We start from the raw sequence: 23,879 nt of genomic DNA on the forward strand, positions 1-23,879 counted from the left end.
CGCTAATACCTCCTTTTTTGATCTCGAATTTCTTCGAGAAATTGTTGATAGCTGGAATAGCGCGAAGCGGCTATCAAGCCTTGCTCATGCGCTTCCTGCACTTTGCAGTCAGGCTCATGCAGATGCAGACACCCGCGGAAGCGGCATTGCGACGCATACGGGGCGAACTCCCGGAAACAAGCTCCGAGTCCCTCCGCATCTACCTGCAAGAAGTCAAGCTGGCTGAATCCGGGTGTATCTGCGACGATCCCGCCGCCCGGCAGACGCAGCAATTCGACATGACGGGTCGTATGCTTGCCTCGGCCCAGCTTCATGCTGATCTCGTTAGTCTCCAGACCCAGTCCCGGAATCATCGCGTTCAACAACGACGACTTGCCTACGCCCGACTGTCCGGCGAAGACGCTGATTCGCCCGGCTAAACGATCCAGCACCTGATCGACGCCGATGCCTTCTTTGGCGCTCGTCATAATAACCGAGTACCCTATCGATTCGTAAAGGCGTACGACTTGGCCCAGCTCTCCCGTATCGCCCGCTTCCTGCTGCCGGGTGTCTTGAGCTAGTCCGGAATCCGGGGTTGACCAGAGATCCCGTTTGGTTAGGCAGATCAGGGTATCCAGCCCCGCACTTTCGGTATGAACCAGGAACTTGTCCAGCAGCGGTAAGTTCAAGGCCGGCTCATTTACCGAAAACACGAGAACCACTTGATCGACATTGGCGATCGGAGGGCGGATCAGCTCGGACGAACGGGGAAAAATTTCGGTGACGGTCCCCTCTCCGTTATCGGTCAGCTCATAGCCGACGCGGTCCCCGACAAGCGGGGACAATCCCCGCTTCTTGAACACCCCCCGGGCCCTGCACTGAATGGATTCGAGCTCGTTCGCATGCTCCGGAAGCACATAATAATAACCGCTCAAAGCCTTGACGATCAGTCCGTTGGGCATTATGAAGTCCGGCCTCCCGTCGTATTATTCGCTCCTGACCCTCCGGCCGGCGCGTCGGTTCCGCCTGCAGGCGGCTGCGTCCCACCGTTGCCGCCGGTCCCTGATGGCTGTTTCCCCTCCGTTGACGGCTTGGCGGAGTTCCCTGTCGTCGTGCTCGCCCCGCTAATCGGCGCGCCGGTGTCCGGAGCGACAGGCTTCCCGTCTTTTTGCATTTTGTAATCCTGATAGGTCACGGTAATCAGATCATCCGTACTGCCATCCACCTCGACTTGAATAACAGCGTTCTTATCCGGGGAGACGACCAGCTTCACCTGCAGCATCTCCGTATTCGTTACGTTCGATAGCGTCTGATATTCGTATGGCGTATCGTGGACCGCATCCGTCAGCATGATCCTGATCTTGGACGGCTTGCCCTCTGCAGCCGGCTTGATCTGAATATCCACCGACATGGGTCCTGCTTCAGGCGGCAAGCCCGAGCTGACCGTGATGGATACTTCTGTCCCCGGGGGCACGTCAGCGTTCGGATCGTAAGGGAACTGCTTGATGACCTTGCCCTTGGATTGCTTATAGCTCGCTTCCTGAGTAATACCATCCTTGGCCAGCTTCAATTTGCTCACCTGAATCAGATTTTTGGCTTCATTCTCTGTTTTGCCGATTAGGTTGGGCATTTTCACCTTTTCCGGCCCCTGCGACACGGTCAGCTTGACCATGACCGCCGCTGGATCCAGAAATTCGGTCGCCGCTTCAGGCTGCTGGGCCACGACCGTGTCCGCCTCGACATCCAAAAATTTCGGATCGACCACAATGTTCTTTTCCGGAATACCCATATCCATCAGCTGCGCTTTAGCGTCGCTCAGCTGCAGCTTGCTCAGATCGGGAATTTTTAACTTATCCGGCCCTTGACTGACAGAAAGCTTTATTTTAGTTCCTGCATTGACCTTCATATTTTCAGGATTCTGCTTGAACACGGTATCTTTGGGCGAATTATTCCCGTCTTTCCCATATTCGTATTCCGGCTCAAGCCCCGCATTCAACAGCTCCTGCTGAGCCTGCACTAGTGTTTTGCCGACCACATAAGGAACGTCAACCGTCTGAATCGCTACCCGTTTCTTGACCTCACCGACGGCGGCCCACATTCCACCGAGCAAAGCTAACATCACGATAATCAGGATGAAGGGCTTGACCCAGCGTTTTTTCCGGCGGGGCTCCTCCGCCTCTTCCTCCTCATCCTCGGCCTGACCGGCAGGGCCGGCTGACGAGCGGCTGATCTCATAGCTTCCCGGCCGAAGCGCCGGCATCACGCGCGTCCGCTCCTCATCCAGCTCGTCTTCGTCCAAGAAGCTGACCTTCGGCTCATTGCGCCGATGCGGAAGCAGACAAGTTTCCAGATCCGCCAGCATATCGATCGCCGAGCGATAGCGCTCCGACGTACTCTTGCGCATCGCGCGCAGGATGACGTTCTCCACGCTTTGCGGGATCAGCGGGTTAACCTTGCGCGGCTCCTCTACATCCTCTTGCAGATGCTTCAACGCCACGCTGATCGGACTTTCTCCGAGGAAAGGCAAGCGGCCCGTCAGCATCTGGTACATCACGATGCCCAGCGAGTACAGGTCGGACTGCTCCCCGGTCGGCGTACCTTTGGCATGCTCCGGCGAGAAGTAATGAACCGAGCCGACCACAGAACCGGTCTGAGTAATCGTAGAGGAAGTAACGGCCCGCGCGATTCCGAAGTCCGTAACCTTGACGCGTCCGTTCTTGCCGATCAGAATATTGTGAGGCTTAATATCGCGGTGAATGATCTGATTATGATGAGCATGGTCGAGAGCGTCGCAGATCTGGCCGGCAATATGAACGGCCTCCTCCACCTGCAGCGGAGCTCGCGCTTTTATCAGATCGTTGAGCGTCGTCCCCTCGATATACTCCATGACTATGTAATGGATATCTTCTTCCTGACCGACATCATAGATGCTGACTACATTCGGGTGGGATAAGGAAGCGGCTGCCTGAGCTTCCCGGCGGAAGCGCTGGATGAACTCCTCGTCGTGCACATACTGCTGACGAAGTATTTTTACGGCCACATGGCGATGCAGGAGCATGTCCAAGCCTTTATATACGATAGCCATTCCGCCTCCGCCGACCCGCTCGAGAACTTCGTATCTTCCTCCTAGCTGTCTGCCGATCATTCCGTTCCTCACCCCGCTTCCCCGTCAGATTGTACCGCTTCCGGCTCTGCCGCATTCTCGATCAGAATAACGGTAACATTATCGTCCCCGCCTGCAGAGAGCGCTTCCTCCACCAACAGGCGCACCTTGTCCTCAAGCGTGCCTTCCGTTCGGATCGCTTGGAGCATCCGGTGCCGCTCGACCAGACCGCTTAAGCCGTCGCTGCACAGCAGCAGGACATCGCCCGGCTGCCATGAGATCTCCTGGACGTCTACCTCGATGGAGGACTCTGTCCCAAGCGCCCGCGTCAAAACATTGCGACGGGGGTGATGCTCGGCTTCCTCTCGAGTGATCTGGCCGTTCTTGACCAGCTCGTTGACGAGCGAGTGGTCCTCGGTCAGCAGCTCGATCTGTTCATCGCGTACCCGATAGGCCCGGCTGTCCCCGATATGGCCGATCACGGCATGGTCCCGACTGGCCAATACGGCCACTACCGTCGTTCCCATGCCATGATAATGCTCCCGCTCCGATGCGAATTCAAAAATTTTACCGTTGGCAGCTTCGATCGCAGCCCGCATCCGCTCTGCCCGCTGTTCTCCCGTCAAGGCAGATTCCAGAGACTGCAAGCCTCTAGGGATCCACTCGATCGCCATTCGGCTGGCGACATCGCCGGCCTGATGGCCCCCCATGCCGTCTGCAACGATAGCCAGAGACCAGCCGTCTCCCTGCTCCTGAACGAAGGCGCTATCTTCATTAACGGCTCGAACCAGTCCCACGTCGGATAAATAGGCCACTTTCAGCATCGCTCTCGTCACCTCGCACCCGATTCCATATGTTTCGCCCGGAGCTGCCCGCAAGCTGCCGCAATATCGCTCCCCTGCTCGCGGCGGATCGTGGCGTTGACTTTATTTTTCTCGAGTATGCGCTGGAAAGCAAAAATGTCGTTACGCGGCGTACGCACATAATCCCGCTCCGAGACAAAATTGACAGGAATTAGATTGACATGAGCCATAGGGAAAGTTTTCAGCACCTGGGCCAATTCCTCCGCATGCTCGGGACGGTCGTTGACCTGGCCCATCAAGGCATATTCGAACGTAATCCGGCGTCCTGTCTTCGCCACATAATACCGGCAAGCCTCCAGCAGATCTTGGAACGGGAACCTGCGGTTGACCGGCATCAGCTTGGAGCGCAGCTCGTCGTTGGGCGCATGGATCGAGATCGCCAGATTAATCTGGGTATCTTCATCCGCGAACCGGTAAATATTCGGTACGATGCCGCTTGTCGAAACCGTAATATGGCGTTGGCCGATATTCAGCCCCTTAGGGTGAATCATGACGTGAAGGAACTTCATTACCGCATCGTAATTTTCGAACGGCTCGCCGATTCCCATGATCACGATGCTGCTCACCCGCTCCTCTGTCGCATCCAGCAGCTGCTGAGCCTTCACCACCTGGGCGATAATCTCGCCCGGGGTCAGGTTACGCTTCAAGCCGCCGAGCGTGGACGCGCAGAACGTACAGCCGACCCTGCAGCCCACCTGCGTCGTGACGCAGATGCTGTTGCCGTAGCTGTGCTTCATGATGACCGTCTCGATCGCATTCTTATCGGTCAGCTCGAAGAGGAATTTGACCGTACCGTCCTTGGAACGGTAATGAGCGACTTCATTGAGCGTGACAAAATCGAACTGCTCCCGCAGCTTGTCCCTCAGCGACTTCGGCAGATTCGTCATCTCGTCGAAGCTTGATATTCTTTTCACATATAACCAATCGAAGATTTGTCCGGCCCGAAAGCCCGACTCACCCTGCTCCTTGATCCAAGCCTGCCAATCCTCAAGCGTGTAGTCGTATACGTATGGCTTAAGATTGGAAGGCATCTTGCTCGCTGGCAATTCCATCATTTATCACAACCTGTTTTGTCTAAAGTGAAGGCCTCTCGGACCTTGCGCCCGAAAAGGCCACATGTTATTTTACCACAACTTGAGGGATTATGCTCGCTTGCGCAGTCTCGCGATAAAAAAACCATCCGAGCCATACTCGTACGGCATAATCTGCCGCATCGCCTGCTCTTGTCCGGCCGGATCGGATAATTCTGAAGCTGCTCCCGCTGGCGTAACTCCGCTGACGGACGACGGCGGCAAGCTGCCTGCTTCCGGAACAGACAAAGACGGCGCTTCTAGCGCGAAGTCCTCGTGATCGCGAAGAAAACGCCTCACCGCCTCCTCATTCTCGCTCCGCTCCACCGTGCAGGTGCTGTATACCAGCACCCCTCCGGGCTTGAGCAGAGGAGCAACGGCATCCAGCAGCTCCCGCTGAATGCTTCCGATCTCCGCGATCTCGATCTCCGACTTGCTCCACTTGAGATCCGGCTTACGGCGGATGACGCCCAAGCCGGAGCAAGGAGCATCGAGCAGGATGCGGTCAAAGCTGGCAGGCGGATAATGCTCGGACAGCTTCCTGGCGTCGGCCGTCAGCGTCCGGATCGACGTCAAGCCGAGCCGTTCCGCCTGATCCGTGATCAGTTGGCGCTTATGCTCATGCAGATCGCAGGCGACCACTTCCCCCCGGTCGCCCATCTTCTCCGCCAGGTGCGTGGATTTGCCGCCTGGCGCGGCGCAGCAGTCCAAGATGCGCTCGCCCGGCTGCGGATCGACCCATTCGGCCACCAGCATAGAGCTTTCGTCCTGCACCGAGAAGAGGCCGCGGGTAAATTCAGGCGTCAGCGCCATGTTGCCCCCGCCCCGGATGACGATGCCGGACGGGGCAAGCAACGAAGCTTCGGCTTCCAAGCCTTGCCCGCGCAGCCGCTCGATCAGCTGCGACGGCTCGTTCTTCAGACGGTTGGCGCGCACGCTGACGCGAGGCGCCTCGTTGTTGGCGCGGCATATGGCTTGAGCCGCTTCCTCGCCATACTGGGCGATCCAGCGCCGCACCAGCCACTCGGGATGAGACTCCTCAAGCGCGATCCGCGCAGCAGGGGCCAGTCCTTGCGGCAAGACCAGCTCCGCCTTCTTGCGGATCACACTGCGCAGCACGCCGTTAACCATCCCCGCGATGCCCGCATGCCCGCGTCGTTTGGCCAGGTTGACCGCCTCGTTCACTACCGCATGCTCCGGTATACGGTCCAGATAATACATTTGGTAGAAGCTGAGTCTAAGCAGGCTGCGCACCCAAGGCTCCAGCTTCGCCAGTCCTTTGGCCACGAACGGCTCAAGGAAATAATCGATGGTATTCAGACGCTGGACCGTGCCGTAAGCAATCTCCGTGGCGAGTCCCGCGTCCGGCTTGTCGAGCTTATACAGCTGAAGGGTCTGGTTCAACATCAAGTTGCTGTAGGCCTTGTCCGTTTCTACACGGGTCAGCACGTCCAGTGCCGCTTCCCTCGCCGTTCCCCGCACTTGCTTGCGGGCCGGCGCTCCTCCCCCGCGAGACTTGCTGCCCGCTCCGGGCGATGATCCGGACGTCCGCCGAGGTGCGGCTCCGCCTTTGGAAGAGGCTGGTGAGCCTTGGCGTAGCCCACCGCTCGAATCAGGCTTACGATCCTTTCCGGCCGTTCGATTCGAATGCGGCTTCGGGTTCGATGTATGCTCGCTCACTGGTCTCCATCAGCTCCATCCTCGTTCGGCTGTCCCAATACCGTACCTGCGGCCAACTGGCCGCCACGCGCGAAGGTTGCGGCATCCATCGCCTTTTTGCCGGAAGGCTGCAGCTCGGTAATGCGCAGTACGCCGAGTCCCGTAGCCACCTCGATGCCGTCCGGGCCTACGCTAAGCACCGTCCCCGGCTGCTTGGGCGAGGAAAGCGCCGGTTCCGCCGGCTTGCTGCAAGCCCATATTTTCAGTACCTCTCCATTCCATAGCGTGAACGCGCCAGGTCTTGGATGAAGCGCTCTGACCTGCTGCCAGATCCGCAGAGCAGGGTCGTTCCAGTCGATCTGCTCCTGCTTGCGCGTGATATTGGGGGAATAGACCGCAGCTTCGTCATCCTGCGGCACCGCTTGGACCGTCCCGGCCAGCAGCCCGGGAAGCGTCCTCTGCAGCAGCTCCGCTCCCGCCGTGCTGAGCTTGTCGAACATCGTGCCGGTCGTATCGTCATCCCCGATCGGCACTTCGACCCGGCTGATCATATCGCCGGTGTCAAGCCCTTCTTCCATGTACATGATCGTGACTCCTGTCTCCGCGTCGCCGTTCATCACCGCATAATGAATCGGTGCGCCTCCTCGGTAACGAGGCAGCAGCGAAGCATGGACATTGATGCAGCCAAGCCTTGGCAGCTCGAGCACCGCCTTCGGCAATATTTGACCGTAGGCCGCCGTTACGATTAAATCCGGCTTCAGCTCGCGCAGCTCCTCCACCGACTCGCCCCGCCGCAGCCTCTCAGGCTGGAGCACGGGCAGTCCATGAGCCAAGGCTTCCACCTTAACTGGTGTCGGAGTCAGCACACGCTTGCGGCCAACGGGACGATCCGGCTGGGTCACGACGCCGACGACCTGAACGGACTCATCGGCCAGCAGCGCCCGGAGCGAGGGAACCGCAAAGTCAGGAGTTCCCATAAATACGATTCTAGCCTTGTCGCTCATGCTTCACCCTGCTCGGGCTCATCGACCGCGCGATACAGCGACTCCGCCAGATCGGTGTACAGAATGCCGTCCAGATGATCGACCTCATGCTGGATGCATCGTGCAAGAAGCTCCGTCCCCTCAATGATGATTTCCTCGCCGTCACGGTTCAGCCCCTTGACCTTGGCCCGTGCGGCCCGCTTCACATCGCCGCGCAGCCCCGGGATGCTCAGGCATCCCTCTGCGCCGAGCTGCTCGCCTTCCAGCTCGATAATCTCGGGATTGATCAGCTCGATCAAGCCCCCGTGCTCATCGCCGCAATCCATCACGATGACGCGCTTGAGGATGCCGATCTGCGGAGCCGCCAGCCCCACGCCCTCCGCGTCATACATCGTATCGACCATATCGTCAAGCAGCTTCCAGATATTCCTCGTTATTTTCGGCACCGGCTTGCTTTTCTCGCGCAATACGGGATCCGGATCCTTGACAATGATTTTAATAGCCATCTATACCTGCACCTTTCTGTGGTTTCATCTATCCTTGATCTTCCGGCTACATCAAAATCTGCGGGTCCACGTCGATCGACACGATCAGCTTGTGCTGCTTCACCGTCTCATCGAGTACGGAAGCCGCCTGCCTGACCAGTCCGGCGATCGGATTTTCTCCCCGATATTTTATCATGCATTGGAAGCGATATCTATCCTTGATCCGCGAGATAGGCGATGCCACGGGACCAAGAACCTCCATTTCCTCGGTATCCTTCGGCAGCTCCTGAGCCAGCGACTTCAGCCTTGCAGCCAGCGCTTCCCCGGATCGGATCAGCAGCTGCACCTGCTCATGGGACAGCGTAACCAGCACAAGCTGGTGGAAAGGAGGATAGTTATGCAGCTTGCGCATCAGCATTTCCTTACGCATAAAACTCATATAATCATGACGGCTGGCATGAATAATGCTGTAATGCTCAGGCGTGTAGGTCTGAACGAACACCTCCCCGGGCAGGTGATGCCGGCCGGCCCGACCCGCTACCTGCGTCAGAAGCTGGAAGGAGCGCTCCGCCGCACGGAAATCCGGCAGGTTCAGCACCGAATCAGCCGCCAGCGCGCCCACCAGTGTCACATAGGGAAAGTCCAGACCTTTCGCCACCATCTGAGTGCCCAGCAGCACATCGGCCTGCCGGTTGCGGAACAGCGTCAGCCACTTCTCGTGCGAGCCTTTCTCCGAAGTCGTATCCACGTCCATCCGGATGACCCGGATGCCGGGAAACAGCTTGCCCAGCTCCTCCTCGACCCGCTGCGTACCCGTGCCGAAATGTCGAATATGCTCGCTCCCGCACTCCGGACAAAGCGATGCCTCGCGCTCGGCGTAGCCGCAATAATGGCAGCGCAGCGCCCGAGAGCTTTGGTGGTAGGTCAGCGAGATGTCGCAGTGCGGACACTGGGCTACATAGCCGCAGGTGCGGCACATGACGAATGTCGCATACCCGCGCCGGTTCAGCAATAAAACGATCTGCTCCTTCTTGTGTAGCCTTTCTTCGATGGCTTTATACAAATCCCGGCTAAACATCGACCGGTTGCCATTCTTCAGCTCCTCCCTCATATCGACGATCCGTACGGGAGGCAGCGGCCGGCCTTCCACGCGGCTTGGCATCGACAGCAGCTCGAAGGCAGGCCGCTCTTCCGTAGCCAGCCGCGCCGCCTCAACGCTGGTCCGGTACATGCTCTCCAGCGAGGGCGTAGCGGAACCGAGTACGACCGATGCGCCATGCTCGCGGGCCCGGGCGATAGCCACGTCGCGTGCATGGTACTTCGGGCTTTCCTCCTGCTTGTACGTCGACTCGTGCTCCTCGTCGATCATGATCAATCCGATATTGCTAAAAGGAGCAAATATAGCGGAACGGGCTCCGATCACCACACTAACCTCGCGCCGGGTAATCTTTCTCCATTCGTCATAACGTTCTCCGTTCGAAAGCCGGCTGTGCAAAACAGCGACCTGATTGCCGAATCGGCCTTTGAAGCGCTCCACCATCTGCGGCGTGAGCGAAATCTCGGGCACCAGCACGATCGCTTCCCGACCTTCCTCGAGGCAAGTTTGGATCGACTGAAGGTATACCTCCGTTTTCCCGCTTCCGGTTACCCCATGAAGCAAAAATACCTTTCGCTCCCGCGACAGCACCGCTGAGCGGATACGATCGTAAACCCCTTGCTGCTCCGGCGTTAGCGGCAGAGGCGTCGTAGGGCGAAAGGTACGGGCTGCGTACGGATCGCGCTGCACTTCCACGTCCTCCAGACGAATCCAGCCTTTCTCGGCAAGCCCCTTTACGGCAGACGCCGTCATATGCAGCCGCGTCAGCAGCTCGGTTAGCCTGACAGGTCCCGGATGCTCGCGCAGATAGCGCAGCACCTCCTTCTGCTTAGCTGCCCGGTCGGGAAGCTCCGCAATCCAGCCATCGAGCTGCGAAAGATCGTCAGGAGGAAGCACGGTTAATGCTTTTTTAACCTTCATCCGGTCTTTTACCATCTGCTGCTCCTGCAGAACGCCTTCCTCCAGCAGCTGCCTGATGCGCAAGCCTTCCTCCGGAAACCGGTTCAGCAGCGTCTCCAGCTCGACCGCTTCCTGCTTCCTTATATACGCGATGATGGCCTGGTCCTGCGGAAGCAGCAGCTCCATCTCCTGGGCCACGAGGGATTCCGGCTTGCCTGCTGCAGACCCGGCTGCAGTGGCGACGGCAGAGGATCCGGCCGGAGGCAGGCGGTCGGCTACCGACACCTGGCGTTCGTATTTCGCTTTCAACGCTCCCGGAATCATCGCCTGCAGCGCAGTAATATCATGACATACATAGGTGCGCCCGATCCATTGCGCCAGCTTGACCAGCTCGGGCGTAAGCGGAGGCGTCAAGTCCAGTACCTGCTTGATGGCTTTTATTTTGCCCGGCGCGAGCTCGGAGTCCTGCTGCAGCTCGATCACAAAACCCTGCACAACCCGCGAACCGAACGGCACGCCAACCCGGCTGCCGACGGCAATAAGCCCGCGCAAAGGCTCGGGCACCGAGTAATCGAACGCACGGTTCGTAGGCTTGGCAGGTACGTCAACAATCACCTTGGCGATCATGTATCTGCCGTTTCCCCCTTTCCGAGCCTGTCCGCGATAAGATGAAGCAGATGCGTGGCTACTTCGCGCTTGCCCATCATGGGCAAAGCCTCCACGAAGCCGCTGCGGTCGTACACGCTGACGATGTTTGTATCGGTTCCGAAGCCGGCCCCCTCTGCGGAAACATCATTAGCGACCAGCAAATCACAACGCTTCCGGCGCAGCTTATCCATGGCAAACGCCTCGATATTGCGGGTTTCCGCGGCAAAGCCTACGACGAACTGGTGCGTCTTCAGCTCTCCGATTTGCTGCAGAATATCCGGATTTTTTATCAGGGTAAGCGTCAGCTCGTCATCCGACTTTTTCAGCTTATGCTCATGCCGCTCCGCAGGTCGATAATCCGCGACAGCCGCCGCTTTAATAATGACATCCTGATCCGGCAGTCTCGACATGACCGCCTCCAGCATGTCGAGCGCAGAATCCACGCGGACCAGCTTAACCCCGGAGGGTGCGGGTATGGCTGCCTTGCCGCTAATGAGCGTCACCTCGGCTCCCATGCGCACAGCAGCTTCCGCTAGCGCATAGCCCATTTTGCCCGAAGAATCATTGGTCAGATAGCGTACCGGGTCGATGCGCTCCACCGTTCCCCCAGCCGTGATCAGCACCCGCTTGCCCGTCAGACGCCCGCGCTCGGCAAAATGAAGCTCCACCGCCCGTACGATGTCCTCCGGCTCGGCAAGCCTGCCCTTGCCCACATAGCCGCAGGCCAGTTGGCCCGTACCCGGCTCGATGAAGCGAATGCCGCGATCGGCCAGCGTCCGCATATTTTGTTCCACGGCCGGATTGGCATACATATGAACATTCATCGCCGGAGCGACCAGGATCGGGGCCGTAGTCGCCAGCAGGGTCGTACTCAGCATATCGTCACCCAGGCCAAGCGCTATCTTGGCTATCGTATTGGCGGAGGCCGGCGCCACGATAACCAGGTCCGCCCGGTCGGCCAGGTCGATATGCTGGACTACCGAGGCATCCTTCTCATCGAACGTATCTATCGCAACCTCATGCCTGGACAAGGTTTGAAAGGTTAGCGGCGCAACGAATTTAGTGGCCGAAGCGGTCATGATGACATGAACCTTGGCGCCTGCTTGCGTCAGCTTGCTGCATAATGCAGCTGCCTTAAAGGCGGCTATACCGCCGCACACGCCAAGCACGATCGTTTTTCCGTTTAAGGCACTCATAGTTAACTCCCCTTTGAAATTCCAGCTTTTCTCCCCAATTTACCCCTCAAAGCGAATCTCTAGCTTCACAGCCTTGTCAAGTTCTTGCGTGAAGTCGGAGATTCATATCTCCGGTTAATTACAGCCCGAACGCCTCTCAACTCGCCCGGGCTTCTCCAATCTTGATAAAAAAATAACAACCCGAAGGTTGTTTTTACTTTAAGTCTGCTTTTTCTCTATCTTTTTCTTTGCTCGGAAGCTTTTCGTACGAAATAAAATCTTCATAGATTTCTTCCAGCGCATGGCCTACCTGCTTGTGGGAGCGTTTGTTACGAAGCTCGCTTTTGGCGCCGTCGCGCAGCATGCGAGCGCGTTTGGAAGCAGCGACGACCAACGAATACTTGCTGTCCACTTTATCAAGCAGACGGTCGATTGAAGGATACAGCATTTATTTTTTCACCTCAGCCATCCATTGTTGGATTTTACAAACCATGCGGTCCTTGCGGCAGTGCTCCGCTGTCAGGATGCTGCGGATCCGCGAGCAAGCCAGGTCGACCTGATCGTTTACGATCGCATAGTCATACTGTTCCATCATTGCGATTTCATCCACAGCGACGGACATACGGCTCCGGATGGACTCCTCTGACTCAGTACCCCGACCCACGATCCGGCTTTCCAGCTCGGGCAGCGAAGGGGGAAGCAGGAAAATAAACACGCCATTCGGAAACTTCCGCTTCACTTTGAGCGCTCCCTGCACTTCGATCTCAAGGATAATATCTTTACCGCTGTTCAGCGTGTCTTCCACAAATTTGCTCGGCGTGCCGTAGTAATTGCCTACATATTCCGCCCACTCCAGCATCTGGTCCTGATCGATCAACTGCTGGAATTGTTCCCTGCTCTTGAAAAAATAATTCACTCCGTCGATCTCGCCTTCTCTAGGCGTCCGCGTCGTAGCCGATACCGAATACACAATATCGGGAGCACAGGCGCGAAGCGCCTTGCATACGGTGCCCTTGCCCACGCCGGAAGGTCCGGACAGAACGATCAGAATGCCCTTCTCCGAAGGGGAAACCCCTACTTTACTCGTCATGATCATCGTCCTTATTCGAAAGTCGGTGTGCTACCGTCTCCGGCTGGACGGCCGACAGGATCACATGATCGCTATCTGTTATGATCACAGCACGGGTACGGCGACCGTAAGTCGCATCAATCAGCATATGGCGGTCGCGCGCTTCCTGGATAATCCGTTTAATCGGCGCCGATTCCGGGCTGACAATGGAAATGATTCGGTTCGCGGAGACGATGTTCCCGAAGCCGATATTGATAAGTTTGATCGCCATAGTATACGGTTCCCCCTGGTTCATCGCATCCCTCATACGACTGAAAGGACAACGCGAAGAAAAGTAATCCACATTTATTCGATATTTTGAATCTGCTCCCGCATCTTCTCAAGCTCCGCTTTCATGTCGACCACGATCCCCGCAAGAGCTGCGTGGTTCGCCTTGGAGCCGATCGTATTGACCTCCCGATTCATCTCCTGGACAAGAAAATCAAGCTTGCGGCCGACCGGCTCCGAGTCTTCGAGCATTCGGCCCAGCTGCCCAACATGACTGCTCAGCCTTGTCAGCTCCTCATCGATGCTGGCCCGATCGGCCATCAGCGCGACTTCCATCGCCAGACGGCCCTCGTCCGGCTCGGGCTGGCCCAGCATCTCCTGAATCCTTAGCTTCAGCTTAGCCGCATATTCCTGCACGATCTGCGGAGCCAGCCTGTGCGCCTGCAGCCGAAGCTGCTCCAGCAGCTGCAGCCGCTGAGAGAGATCTTCCCGCAGATACGATCCCTCCCGCTGCCTCATCGCAGCCAGCCGGGCAGCCGCCTCTAGGGCGCAGGCCGCGAGCTCGGCCTCCAGCGCCTCGTCCGCCACGTCCGGCTTGTCGCGGAATGTAACAAGTCCCGGCAGCGAAAGCAGATCATGTATCGTCAGCCCGCCGGATAACGCGAGTCTGGCACGCAGCGCATCGGCAGCCTGGGTGTAGCTTTCGGCAAGGGCCCAGTCCACTTCAAGCGCCGGCGCCTCACCGCGATCCCGTTCCACAGTAACGAACACATCGACACGGCCCCGCTTCACATGCTGCTGAACCGCCTGCTTCACCGTGTTCTCGTAACGGACAAACTCCCGCGGCAGCCGTACCGCCACTTCGCAGTAGCGATGATTGACCGATTTCAGGTCAACCTGCAGCCGAAATCCCGCGACAGAACGCTCCGCTTGTCCGTAGCCGGTCATACTCGTTACCATGGCTCTCACATCCGTTATCCTATTTTAATTCATTTTGCAAGAGGGGACAAGTGGTAATCACGGCGTCCGGATTTCTCCCAGACATAGCGGGTCAAGTCCACTGTCATCTCATAAGCCATGAATGGCGTCATCAGGTAGATGCCGTTGAAGTGCTCGATAGCCACATCCAGCAGCTCGCGCGCAATCTGTACGCCCATCGCCCGCCCTTCCTCGCCCTTCAGTCCGCTCATGCGCCGGCGTACCTCATCGGACAATAACACGCCAGGCACCTCGTTGTGGAGGAACTCGGCGTTCCCACCGCTGGCCAGCGGGGCGATACCGATGAAAATCGGCACTTCCAGATGCTTCGTCGACTCACGGACAGCCTCGATCAGCTTCGGGTCGTACACAGGCTGAGTCATGATATAGTCAGCGCCGGCTTCGATCTTGCGCTCGAGCCGCTGAACCGCTTTATCCAGATGCTTGACATTGGGATTGAATGCCGCCCCGACAATAAAGTTGGCCCGCTTCTTCAGCGGCTTGCCCGAGAAGGCAACCCCTTCGTTCAGTTGCTTGATCATCCTGATAATCTCGAACGAGGTCAGATCATACACCGAGCTGGAGCCCGGCAAATCGCCGAATTTCGCCGGGTCGCCCGTAACGGCAAGCACATGGTCGATATCCAAGGCATGAAGCCCCATCATATGCGACTGGGTGCCGATCATGTTCCGGTCACGGCAGGCGATATGGATCAGCGGGCGGATCCCCACCTGCTCCTGGACGAGCGAGCCAAGCGCCATATTGCTCATCCGGGTGACAGCAAGCGAGTTATCCGCCATCGTCAACGCATCAACCCCGACTTCCTTAAGAGCGGCGGCCCCTGCCATGAACTTGGCGATATCGAGATCTCGCGGCGGGTCGAGCTCCACGATGACCGTGACGCGTTCCTTCACCAGATCGACAATATTCGGCTTCGGTTGCTGTCCGCCAGCCTGTCCGCCGCTGACCTGGACAAGCGGCTGCGGCTCTGCGACAGCAACGGCAGCCGTCCTGTTAGCGGCATGCGGCTCCGGGATATAACCGGCCAGCGAGGAGGCGATCGCAGCGATATGCTCGGGCGTAGTCCCGCAGCATCCGCCTACGATACGAGCCCCTTGATCGACAAACCGGCGGGCCGTTTCGCCGAAATATTGCGGCGTTGCAGCGAATGTGTAACGACCGTCTTCATAATCGGCTAGTCCGGCGTTCGGGAATACCGACAGAGGAGGCGCATCCGGCAAGCCGGCCACCTTCTCCAGCGAGCGCATCAGCCCGTTCGGACCGCTCCGGCAGTTGAAGCCCACGACATCGGCTCCGGCCGCCAGCAGCCGGGCGAAGGCTTCCTTCAGAGGCACGCCGTCCATCGTGGCCCCTGCACCCTCCGTCGCAAACTGACAGATGACCGGCAGCGGCGACAGCTTACGGACCAGCTTCAGCACTAGCAGCATTTCCTCCAGATCGTAGAACGTTTCCAGCAGCAGTCCGTCGACCTTCGCATCCAGCAGCACCTCGATCTGCTGGCGCAGATCTTCCTTGATTTTGGCGGTGCGGACGTTTTTCCGTTTGCCCGCTCGCAGCGAACCGACTGCCCCGACGACGTAAGCATCGTCTCCAACGGCTTGTCGCGCCAGCTCCACGCCGGCCCGGTTAATAGCTTCCACTTCGTTTTCCAGACCGAATTTGGACAGTCTTTCGCGATTGGCGGAGAACGTATTCGTCTCGATCAGTCTGGCCCCCGCCTCATAATAGCGACGGTGTACGTCCCGAATAACGTCCGGCTTCAATAAATTCAATTCCTCATACGAGATGCCGACGGGAAAACCCATTTGGTACAAATAAGTGCCCATCGCGCCATCCCCGACCAGTACTCCATTCCGAAGTGCTTCCCTCAAATCCGGCTTCACACGAGGCTCCCCTTCCCATGCTGTATTCTCCATCTATTATATCTGCTTCCCGCAGGCTTCCAGCGTCCATGTGCCCGAAAACACCGTCTCCGCCGGACCTGTCATGTATACGCGGTTATCCGCTTCCTCCCACTCGATCAACAGCTCGCCGCCAGCCAGCGATACGACGCCTTTGCGTTCCATTCTGCCGGTCAGCACCCCTGCCACAAGCGTAGCGCAGGCTCCCGTTCCGCATGCCAAGGTAGGTCCTGCCCCACGCTCCCACACGCGCATGTCCGCATAGTCCCGGCTGCGCAGCGAGGCAAACTCCACATTCGCCCGTCTCGGGAAGTAGGGATGTGTCTCCAGCACCGGACCCCATGTCGACAGCTCCACGGATGGAGCGTCATCCACGAAAATAACGCAGTGCGGATTGCCCATCGATACGGCGGTAAACCGGAACTCCCGATCCCCTGCCGCAATCGGCAGCTCGATAACAAGGTCTTCATCCAAAGTAGTCGGAACGGCCAGTCCGCTCAGGATCGGCTCGCCCATATCGACACGGACGCTGCGGACCTTGCCGTTCTCCACCTGCAGCCGCACCGGCTGCACGCCGGCGCCGATCGTCTCGATGGTCAGCTCTCGCGCGAACGGCTCCACTAGCCCGTTTTCATATAGATAGGCAGCAGCGCAGCGAATCGCATTGCCGCACTGCTCCGCCTCGGATCCGTCGGAATTGATTATTCGCATCATATAGTCAGCCCGGCTGGAGGGCAGCAGATACACCAGTCCGTCCGCGCCGACTCCGAAATGGCGGTCGCACCAGCGGATCGCCTGTTCGGAAGCCTCGGCCGGAAGCAGGTCGAAACCCGCTAACACGATGAAATCATTGCCCAAGCCATGCATTTTCGTAAATTTCATCGATAAAACTCCTAAATTTGCGGTTTATCCCCTACTATAGCGCAAATGCTCGGGTATGCATAGCGATTCCGCAAAATTTTAACTCATTCCCCTCTAAAAAGCAAACGGCCGGATATCTTCGCCTGCAGGCAAAGAGTCCAGCCATTTCGTTAGTTGGTTAATATCCCCTTTTTCCCCTTTTCGTACTAACGGGCGATAGGCTTCAGCGACTTGGGTCCGCCCTTGCGAGGTGTTGGTCTGCGCTTCGAGGTCGAGAGCACGCTGCCGATTCCCATGAGGAAGGTCGGGATTCCTGCGAAGGCAAGGACGAGCAGCCAATCCGCTATCCCGAGAGGGACTGTCTTGAAAATCGGCTGGAGAGCGTCCACGTAGAGCACGGGAAACATCAGCAATAACGAAGAAGCGACGGCGAGCACCAGCCAGACGTTCTGCAGCGGATTCCGGTGGAAAATCGACCGGGAGCTCCGGCAATCGAATACGTGAATAAGCTGAGCCATCACGAGCGTAGCGAACGCCACCGTCTGTGCCTTCATCAGAGCACCTGCGCTGTCCGCTCCCGCTGTCAATGAGATATAGAAGGCCGCGAGCGTACAAAGACCGATCAGAATGCCCCGGCTGACGATTTTCCAGCCCAGCCGCCGTGCGAAAATATTTTCCTTGGCGGAACGGGGCTTCTGCGTCATCAGGTCCTTCTCGGCCTGATCGACTCCAAGCGCCATCGCGGGCAGCCCGTCCGTCACCAGATTCACCCACAGAATCTGAATCGGAACAAGCGGCAGCGGCAGGCCGGCCATCATCGCGAGGAACATGGTCATAATCTCGCCGACATTCGATGCAAGCAAATACCGGATAAATTTGCGGATATTTTCATAGATGCCCCGTCCCTCTTCGATCGCCGCGACAATGGTAGCGAAATTATCGTCGGAGAGTACAAGCGCCGACGCCTCCTTGGACACATCCGTGCCGTTGATGCCCATCGCGATTCCGATATCAGCCGCTTTGATGGCCGGCGCGTCATTGACCCCGTCACCGGTCATCGCCACCGTATGCCCCTTGCGCTGCAGCGACTTGACGATCCGCAGCTTATGCTCGGGCGAGACACGGGCGTAGACGTACACCCCTTCGACGTGGCGGTCCAAGTCGTCGTCGCTCATCGCAGCCAGCTGCTGGCCGTTCAAAGCTTTGCCGTCCTGGGGCAGGATACCGAGCTGCCGGGCGATGGACTCGGCCGTCGTCTGATGATCGCCCGTAATCATCACGGTCTTGATCCCGGCGCGGCGGCATTTTATGATCGCATCCCGGACCTCGCGACGCGGCGGATCAATCATGCCGGTCAAGCCGATGAAGACGAGCTGGCATTCGATCCCCGCTTCGTCCAGCTGCCGATCCGATTCCTTCAGATCGCGATAGGCGAGCCCCAGCACGCGCAGCGCATTTTGGGCCATACCTTCGGCGGCCGCACTCACCTTCTGCTTCAGCGTCGGAGTAAACGGAATGACCTTTTCATCCCACAGCACATAAGCGCACTGCTGGATCAGCAGATCGGGCGCCCCCTTCGTGCAGGCCATCCGCCCGCCCTGATGCTCCACGACAACGGACATCCGCTTCCGCTCCGAATCGAAGGGCAGCTCAAGCGTACGCCGGTAAAGTCCTTCCAGCGAGCTCTGCGTCATACCTGCTTTGGCTCCCAGCACGACGAGCGCTCCCTCCGTCGGGTCGCCCTTGATCGTCCAGACTCCTGAGCCCTCCTCTTCTTTCTTCTTATCGGGCTTTTCTTCATGCAGCGAGGCGTTGTTGCACAGCACGGATACCTGAAGCAGCCGCCTCAGCATCTGGTTATTGCGCAGATCGACCGGCTTGCCCTCCTTGACGATCGCGCCCTGGGGCTCATAGCCGTCTCCGGTGACCTCCAGCGCTTGACCGCCCACCCAGAGATGAGTGACCGCCATTTTATTTTGCGTCAGCGTGCCCGTCTTGTCGGAGCAGATCACCGAAGCGCAGCCAAGCGTTTCGACGGACGGCAGCTTGCGGACAATGGCTTTGCGCTGGATCATCCGCTGAACGCCCAACGCCAGCGCGATCGTGACAATCGCGGGCAAGCCCTCGGGAATAGCCGCTACCGCCAGGCTGACCCCGGCCAGGAACATGCCGTAAGGCTCTTGTCCATGGAGGATACCCGCTACGACAACCAGCACGGTGAGCACGAGCGCCACGATAATCAGGATTTTGCCGAGCTGCTCCAGGCGGCGCTGAAGCGGCGTTTCCATCGCATCCGTATTTTGGATCATGTCGGCTATTTTGCCCATCTCCGTCTGCATGCCCGTGCGCACGACAACGCCCTTGGCGGTGCCGCGCGTAATCATCGTCCCCATAAACCCGAGATTGCGCTGGTCGCCTAGCGGGATCTCGTCCTGCTCAAGGACAGACGTATGCTTGGAAACGGGAACGGATTCGCCCGTTAACGCCGACTCCTCCGCATATACCCCCGACGATTCGATAAATCGGATGTCGGCAGGAATGCGGTCTCCGCTTTCCAGCACGATCAGATCCCCCGGCACCAGCTCCCGGGCCGGTATGGACGAAACCTTGCCGTCCCGCAGCACCTTGGCATTCGGCGCCGACAGCTCCTTCAACGCGCGCAGCGACCGTTCCGCGCGAAATTCCTGCAGAAAGCCGAGAATCCCGTTCATAATGATAATGGCGATAATCGTGACGGCATCCAAATATTCGCCCAGCAAGCCGGATACCAGAGTAGCCCCTACAAGCACCAGCACCATGAAGTCTTTGAATTGATTGAGGAACAGCGTGACCGGCGATACGCTCTGGCCTTCCGCCAGCTCGTTCTTGCCGTGCGAGGCCAGCCGCTTGTCCGCCTCCTCCGAGCTCAAGCCTTGCGAGGGCTCGGTTCCCGACGACTGCAGGATCTCCTCGGACGTCCATTGATACCATGGTTTCTGACTCATCTGCTCATTCCCTCCCAAAAGGTTGTCTAGGGTAATGTATTCAGACAAGCCGCAAAATAGCACGTTTTCCTGGAAGCTCCGAGAAAGACCTTAAGTTTTTCGCAAAATTATGGCATGATAGGAAATGACGTTTACTCAGATTGGAGTTGTTCTCATCTATGTCCTTCGACGGTCTTGTCATTCACGGCCTCGTACAGGAGCTGCAAGCGCTTCTTCCATGCCGTATCAATAAAATCCAGATGCCCTCCGGCAATGATATCGTGTTTCAGCTTCGGGCCGCCGGGCGCAATGTCAAGCTCATCTTATCGGCAAGCCCTACTTATCCGCGCGTACACCTCACCGAGGAGAGCTTCGTTAACCCGCAGGAAGCGCCGATGTTCTGCATGCTGCTCCGCAAGCACTGCGAAGGAGGCATGATCGAGTCGATCGAGCAGCCGCAGATGGAGCGGGTCATCCGCTTCAACATCCGGCAGCGCGACGAGCTCGGCGACCTGAGCCTCAAAACCGTCATCGTCGAAATTATGGGCCGGCACAGCAACCTGATCCTGCTCGATCCCGCTTCCCATACGATCATTGACGGGATCCATCATATTACGCCGTCCATCAGCAGCTATCGGGTCGTCATGCCAGGCGTCCCGTATGTCAACCCGCCGGAGCAGCATAAGGCTAACCCGATGGATTGCGCGGACGAGGACTCGTTCGCTATGCTGCTTGACTCTACGGCGCAAGCCCTTGCCGCGGAAGGGCTTGCGCCCGGTCACAAGCTCTGGGAACAGGCTCTCGTGCAGCGCTTTAGCGGCTTCAGCCCGCTGGTGGCGCGCGAGCTGGTGTACCGGGCGTTCGGCAGCGGCGACAGTCTTGCGGCCCTGGCGTCCTCCGCTGACGCGGCAGCGGCCGAATCGGCAGCCGGCAGCGACGATAACGAGGCCGCCCGCAAGCTGTGGCCCCATTTTCGCGAGCTTACTGACCGGCTCCGCAATCGTCAGCCCGACCCTGTCATTACCACCGTACCCGCTTCGGGCAAAAGCTACTTTTCGATTACCGACCTGACGCATCTGCAGGGGGAAACGCGCCGCTTCGAATCGATCAGCCGTTGTTTGGAGACGTACTACAGCGACAAAGCGGAGCGCGATACGGTCAAGCAGCGGGTGAGCGATCTGTTCAGACTATTGTCGAACGAACGAAGCAAAAATATCAAGAAGCTGGAGAAGCTGGCCGAGACGCTGGAGGACGCGCAGCAGGCCGACCGATTCCGTATCCTGGGGGAGCTGCTGACCGCCTCCATGCATCAGATTCGCAAGGGCGAAAGCAAGATCGAGGTCATCAACTATTACGACGAGGAGCAGCGGCCGGTGGAAATTGAGCTTGATCCCCTGCTCTCGCCCTCGGACAACGCCCAGCGGTACTTCAAGAAGTACACAAAGGCCAAGAATAGTCTGACTGTCGTGAATCAGCAGATGACCCAAGCCCGGGAAGAGATCGTCTATCTGGATAGCCTCCTTCAGCAGCTTTCCGGCGCAGGCATGCAGGATATCGAAGAAATTCGCGAGGAATTGGTGGAGCAAGGGTATCTGCGCAGCCGGGGCCGGAAGCTGAAGCGTAAGAAAGCAAACGCAAAGCCCCTGCTTGCCTGCTATACGTCCAGCGAGGGCATTCCGATCTATGTCGGCAAAAACAACACGCAGAACGAATATGTGACGAACCGGCTTGCGCATTCGGGCGATACCTGGCTTCATACCAAAGATATTCCCGGCTCCCATGTGGTCATCCGCAGTGCGCAGTTCGGTGACGACACCCTGATGGAGGCGGCTCAACTGGCAGCCTACTACAGTCAGGCCAAGGAATCGAGCTCGGTTCCCGTCGACTACACGTTGATCAAGCACGTACGCAAGCCAAGCGGCGCCAAGCCGGGCTTCGTGATCTACGATCATCAGCGGACCTTGTTCGTGACACCGGATGCCGAGAGGCTGAAGCAGCTGCCGTTGACGATCAAGTAACGCTCCATCCCGCTCTATTCCGCACGTTCCAGCTTCTCCAGACAAAAAGGGCTGCCATGCAGGTCGTTTATCCCTGCAGGCAGCCCTTTCTTCCATGTCCGGACACCTATCGGCAGCTTACTATGGCTGCATGCCCAGCCGCTTGCGCAAATAGGCCTCAAGCGGTCCCTTCAGCTCCTCGCGCTCCAGCGCGATCTCGATGGTCGCTTCTATGTAACCCAGCTTATCCCCGACATCGTAACGGCGTCCCGTGATCGGGTGCATCACCATCCTCTGCTTGCCGTTTAATACACGGAGAGCATCGGTCAACTGGATTTCCCCTCCACGGCCCGGAGCGCTTGTTTCCAAAATATCGAAGACATCCGGCGTCAGTACATAACGGCCGATAATCGCCTGATTGGACGGAGCCGACTCGCGATCCGGCTTCTCGATCAAATCTTCGATCCAGGCATAATCCGTGGACCCCTGCGCCGGAGACAGAATGCCGTATTTATTGACATCCTCCCAAGGAACCTCCTGGGACCCGATCACCGACGTTCCCGTTTCCTCGAACAAATCGATCATCTGCTTAAGGCACGGAGGCTCGGACTGAATAATATCATCCCCCAGCAGAACGGCAAATGGTTCATCGCCAATAAATTTACGTGCGCATAGCACGGCGTGACCTAGACCTAGAGGTTGTTTTTGCCGGATATAATGGACATCCGTCAGATTAGAGATGGACTGGACCATCTCAAGGAGCTCCTGATTCCCCTTCTCCTGAAGCACGGCCTCCAGCTCCACCGACCTGTCAAAATGATCCTCGATCGCGCGCTTGTTACGACCGGTTACAATGATAATATCCTCGATACCCGAGGATATCGCTTCCTCCACGATATATTGAATCGCCGGTTTGTCGACGATGGGCAGCATTTCCTTCGGCTGCGCCTTGGTGGCCGGCAGGAACCGTGTTCCAAGTCCTGCCGCCGGTATGATCGCTTTGCGTACTTTCATGACCGTTCTCCTCTTTGTTCATATAATTGATCGATAATAGCTGATTCGACACGGCGCGTCCCAATCGGCGCATGGAAGACGACGCCCCCCCGCTCCCCGTGATAGTCGGAGCCTGCCGTAATCAAAAATCCGTGCTCCGCTGCCATGGCAGCGTATGCCGCTTCCTGCTCAGGCGTATGATCCGAATGATAAGCCTCCAGCCCTGCAAGCCCTTGAGCTGCAAGCAATGGGATCAGCTCGTCGCAGCCGTACAGCCCCGGGTGCGCCAGCACCGGAGAACCGCCGGCTTCACGGATCCAGCGGATCGCTTCGAAGGGGGAGATGCGCGGAGGATTCGCATAAGCGGCTGCCCCCCGGCCCAAAAAACGGTCGAATGCCTCGGCCATCGACCCGACATAGCCTTTGCGTACAAGCGCATCGGCGATATGCGGCCGGCCGATGGTATCACCATCGCGCTTCAGCAAGCTTGCCGAGGCCACGACGTCTGCCATGGTAATGTCCATGCCCAGGCTGCGCAGACGGTCGACGATCATCTCATTACGGCGATCTCTGACGCTCCGAAGCTGCTCCAGCCTCTCCAGGAAAAGGGAATCCTGCCAGTCTACCCAGTACCCTAGCACATGGATATCGAGGCCTTCATGAATCGTGCTGATTTCAATGCCGGGGACTACGGTAATCCCGTACCTCTCTCCCGCCTCAAGGGCTTCCTTCAATCCACCGACCGTATCGTGGTCCGTGATGGCTATCGCCTCGAGTCCGGCGGCGGCGGCCAATCTTACATTATCCGACGGCGTTCCCGTTCCGTCAGACGCTATGGTATGCGTATGCAGGTCGGCATAAGGCATGG

The 23,879-nt window shown here is 58.1% G+C and carries 19 protein-coding genes; 1 reads left to right on the forward strand and 18 read right to left on the reverse strand.

Features of this window, described 5'->3' with window-relative positions; all coding sequences use genetic code 11:
• Positions 1-2 precede the first annotated feature (2 nt).
• The 16 genes from rsgA to GSF01_RS20080 all read right to left on the reverse strand — a co-directional run bounded on the left by rsgA (position 3) and on the right by GSF01_RS20080 (position 20,042).
• Positions 3-941, reverse strand: coding sequence for a ribosome small subunit-dependent GTPase A (rsgA, locus tag GSF01_RS20005; RefSeq protein WP_159887064.1), 939 nt, complete (start codon positions 939-941; stop codon positions 3-5).
• On the reverse strand, positions 941-3,124 hold the full coding sequence (gene pknB, locus GSF01_RS20010) for a Stk1 family PASTA domain-containing Ser/Thr kinase (protein ID WP_159887065.1): 2,184 nt from the start codon (positions 3,122-3,124) through the stop codon (positions 941-943). Before pknB ends, rsgA begins: the two co-directional genes overlap by 1 nt.
• Positions 3,125-3,132: 8 nt before the next feature.
• Entirely contained in the window at positions 3,133-3,906 is a 774-nt protein-coding gene (locus tag GSF01_RS20015; RefSeq protein WP_159887066.1) for a Stp1/IreP family PP2C-type Ser/Thr phosphatase, read from the reverse strand.
• 8 nt (positions 3,907-3,914) lie between these two features.
• On the reverse strand, positions 3,915-5,000 hold the full coding sequence (rlmN, locus tag GSF01_RS20020; protein ID WP_235941631.1) for a 23S rRNA (adenine(2503)-C(2))-methyltransferase RlmN: 1,086 nt from the start codon (positions 4,998-5,000) through the stop codon (positions 3,915-3,917).
• A gap of 87 nt (positions 5,001-5,087) precedes the next feature.
• Complete coding sequence (gene rsmB / locus GSF01_RS20025; protein WP_159887067.1) at positions 5,088-6,695, reverse strand: 16S rRNA (cytosine(967)-C(5))-methyltransferase RsmB; 1,608 nt, start codon at positions 6,693-6,695, stop codon at positions 5,088-5,090.
• Positions 6,692-7,678 carry a methionyl-tRNA formyltransferase gene (fmt, locus tag GSF01_RS20030; RefSeq protein WP_235941632.1) on the reverse strand — a complete coding sequence of 329 codons (987 nt, stop codon included), beginning with the start codon at positions 7,676-7,678 and terminating at the stop codon, positions 6,692-6,694. Before fmt ends, rsmB begins: the two co-directional genes overlap by 4 nt.
• A complete protein-coding gene (gene def, locus GSF01_RS20035) occupies positions 7,675-8,163 on the reverse strand; it encodes a peptide deformylase (RefSeq protein WP_159887068.1) in 489 nt (162 codons plus the stop codon). Before def ends, fmt begins: the two co-directional genes overlap by 4 nt.
• A 46-nt stretch (positions 8,164-8,209) precedes the next feature.
• A complete protein-coding gene (gene priA / locus GSF01_RS20040; protein WP_159887069.1) occupies positions 8,210-10,765 on the reverse strand; it encodes a primosomal protein N' in 2,556 nt (851 codons plus the stop codon).
• Positions 10,762-11,982 carry a bifunctional phosphopantothenoylcysteine decarboxylase/phosphopantothenate--cysteine ligase CoaBC gene (coaBC, locus tag GSF01_RS20045; RefSeq protein WP_159887070.1) on the reverse strand — a complete coding sequence of 407 codons (1,221 nt, stop codon included), beginning with the start codon at positions 11,980-11,982 and terminating at the stop codon, positions 10,762-10,764. The genes priA and coaBC overlap by 4 nt, the downstream gene beginning before the upstream one ends.
• Before the next feature lie 193 nt (positions 11,983-12,175).
• Entirely contained in the window at positions 12,176-12,409 is a 234-nt protein-coding gene (gene rpoZ, locus GSF01_RS20050) for a DNA-directed RNA polymerase subunit omega (protein WP_159887071.1), read from the reverse strand.
• Positions 12,410-13,051, reverse strand: a complete 642-nt coding sequence (gene gmk / locus GSF01_RS20055) for a guanylate kinase (protein WP_159887073.1) — start codon at positions 13,049-13,051, stop codon at positions 12,410-12,412.
• Entirely contained in the window at positions 13,041-13,301 is a 261-nt protein-coding gene (gene remA, locus GSF01_RS20060) for an extracellular matrix/biofilm regulator RemA (protein WP_009672664.1), read from the reverse strand. Before remA ends, gmk begins: the two co-directional genes overlap by 11 nt.
• A gap of 74 nt (positions 13,302-13,375) precedes the next feature.
• A complete protein-coding gene (locus tag GSF01_RS20065; RefSeq protein ID WP_159887074.1) occupies positions 13,376-14,257 on the reverse strand; it encodes a YicC/YloC family endoribonuclease in 882 nt (293 codons plus the stop codon).
• Positions 14,258-14,286: 29 nt separating this feature from the next.
• Positions 14,287-16,179, reverse strand: a complete 1,893-nt coding sequence (locus GSF01_RS20070; protein WP_159887120.1) for a bifunctional homocysteine S-methyltransferase/methylenetetrahydrofolate reductase — start codon at positions 16,177-16,179, stop codon at positions 14,287-14,289.
• A gap of 36 nt (positions 16,180-16,215) precedes the next feature.
• The gene (gene dapF, locus GSF01_RS20075) at positions 16,216-17,079 is read right to left on the reverse strand and encodes a diaminopimelate epimerase (protein ID WP_159887075.1); all 864 of its coding nucleotides are present in this window, start codon (positions 17,077-17,079) and stop codon (positions 16,216-16,218) included.
• Positions 17,080-17,264: 185 nt separating this feature from the next.
• Positions 17,265-20,042 (reverse strand): calcium-translocating P-type ATPase, SERCA-type, encoded by a 2,778-nt coding sequence (locus GSF01_RS20080; RefSeq protein WP_159887077.1) that lies wholly within the window; start codon positions 20,040-20,042, stop codon positions 17,265-17,267.
• A 158-nt stretch (positions 20,043-20,200) separates the two neighbouring features.
• On the opposite strand from GSF01_RS20080, the gene GSF01_RS20085 reads away from it, so the two are divergent.
• The gene (locus GSF01_RS20085; protein ID WP_159887079.1) at positions 20,201-22,039 is read left to right on the forward strand and encodes an Rqc2 family fibronectin-binding protein; all 1,839 of its coding nucleotides are present in this window, start codon (positions 20,201-20,203) and stop codon (positions 22,037-22,039) included.
• Positions 22,040-22,159: 120 nt separating this feature from the next.
• On the opposite strand, the gene galU is transcribed toward GSF01_RS20085, so the two are convergent.
• Together galU and GSF01_RS20095 are read right to left on the reverse strand one after the other, a co-directional pair.
• Positions 22,160-23,032 carry a UTP--glucose-1-phosphate uridylyltransferase GalU gene (galU, locus tag GSF01_RS20090; RefSeq protein WP_159887081.1) on the reverse strand — a complete coding sequence of 291 codons (873 nt, stop codon included), beginning with the start codon at positions 23,030-23,032 and terminating at the stop codon, positions 22,160-22,162.
• Positions 23,029-23,877 (reverse strand): PHP domain-containing protein, encoded by an 849-nt coding sequence (locus tag GSF01_RS20095; RefSeq protein ID WP_159887083.1) that lies wholly within the window; start codon positions 23,875-23,877, stop codon positions 23,029-23,031. The genes galU and GSF01_RS20095 overlap by 4 nt, the downstream gene beginning before the upstream one ends.
• Positions 23,878-23,879 lie beyond the last annotated feature (2 nt).

This window comes from Paenibacillus puerhi, from assembly GCF_009846885.1.
GTDB lineage: Bacteria > Bacillota > Bacilli > Paenibacillales > NBRC-103111 > Paenibacillus_G > Paenibacillus_G puerhi.

Excerpts from the sequence above, each read along its gene's own strand:
- rsgA (WP_159887064.1), bottom strand. The coding sequence starts at position 941 with ATGCCCAACGGACTGATCGTCAAGGCTTTGAGCGGTTATTATTATGTG.
- pknB (WP_159887065.1), bottom strand. The coding sequence starts at position 3,124 with ATGATCGGCAGACAGCTAGGAGGAAGATACGAAGTTCTCGAGCGGGTC.
- GSF01_RS20015 (WP_159887066.1), bottom strand. The coding sequence starts at position 3,906 with ATGCTGAAAGTGGCCTATTTATCCGACGTGGGACTGGTTCGAGCCGTT.
- rlmN (WP_235941631.1), bottom strand. The coding sequence starts at position 5,000 with ATGATGGAATTGCCAGCGAGCAAGATGCCTTCCAATCTTAAGCCATAC.
- fmt (WP_235941632.1), bottom strand. The coding sequence starts at position 7,678 with ATGAGCGACAAGGCTAGAATCGTATTTATGGGAACTCCTGACTTTGCG.
- def (WP_159887068.1), bottom strand. The coding sequence starts at position 8,163 with ATGGCTATTAAAATCATTGTCAAGGATCCGGATCCCGTATTGCGCGAG.
- priA (WP_159887069.1), bottom strand. The coding sequence starts at position 10,765 with ATGATCGCCAAGGTGATTGTTGACGTACCTGCCAAGCCTACGAACCGT.
- coaBC (WP_159887070.1), bottom strand. The coding sequence starts at position 11,982 with ATGAGTGCCTTAAACGGAAAAACGATCGTGCTTGGCGTGTGCGGCGGT.
- rpoZ (WP_159887071.1), bottom strand. The coding sequence starts at position 12,409 with ATGCTGTATCCTTCAATCGACCGTCTGCTTGATAAAGTGGACAGCAAG.
- gmk (WP_159887073.1), bottom strand. The coding sequence starts at position 13,051 with ATGACGAGTAAAGTAGGGGTTTCCCCTTCGGAGAAGGGCATTCTGATC.
- remA (WP_009672664.1), bottom strand. The coding sequence starts at position 13,301 with ATGGCGATCAAACTTATCAATATCGGCTTCGGGAACATCGTCTCCGCG.
- GSF01_RS20065 (WP_159887074.1), bottom strand. The coding sequence starts at position 14,257 with ATGGTAACGAGTATGACCGGCTACGGACAAGCGGAGCGTTCTGTCGCG.
- dapF (WP_159887075.1), bottom strand. The coding sequence starts at position 17,079 with ATGAAATTTACGAAAATGCATGGCTTGGGCAATGATTTCATCGTGTTA.
- GSF01_RS20080 (WP_159887077.1), bottom strand. The coding sequence starts at position 20,042 with ATGAGTCAGAAACCATGGTATCAATGGACGTCCGAGGAGATCCTGCAG.
- GSF01_RS20085 (WP_159887079.1), top strand. The coding sequence starts at position 20,201 with ATGTCCTTCGACGGTCTTGTCATTCACGGCCTCGTACAGGAGCTGCAA.
- galU (WP_159887081.1), bottom strand. The coding sequence starts at position 23,032 with ATGAAAGTACGCAAAGCGATCATACCGGCGGCAGGACTTGGAACACGG.
- GSF01_RS20095 (WP_159887083.1), bottom strand. The coding sequence starts at position 23,877 with ATGCCTTATGCCGACCTGCATACGCATACCATAGCGTCTGACGGAACG.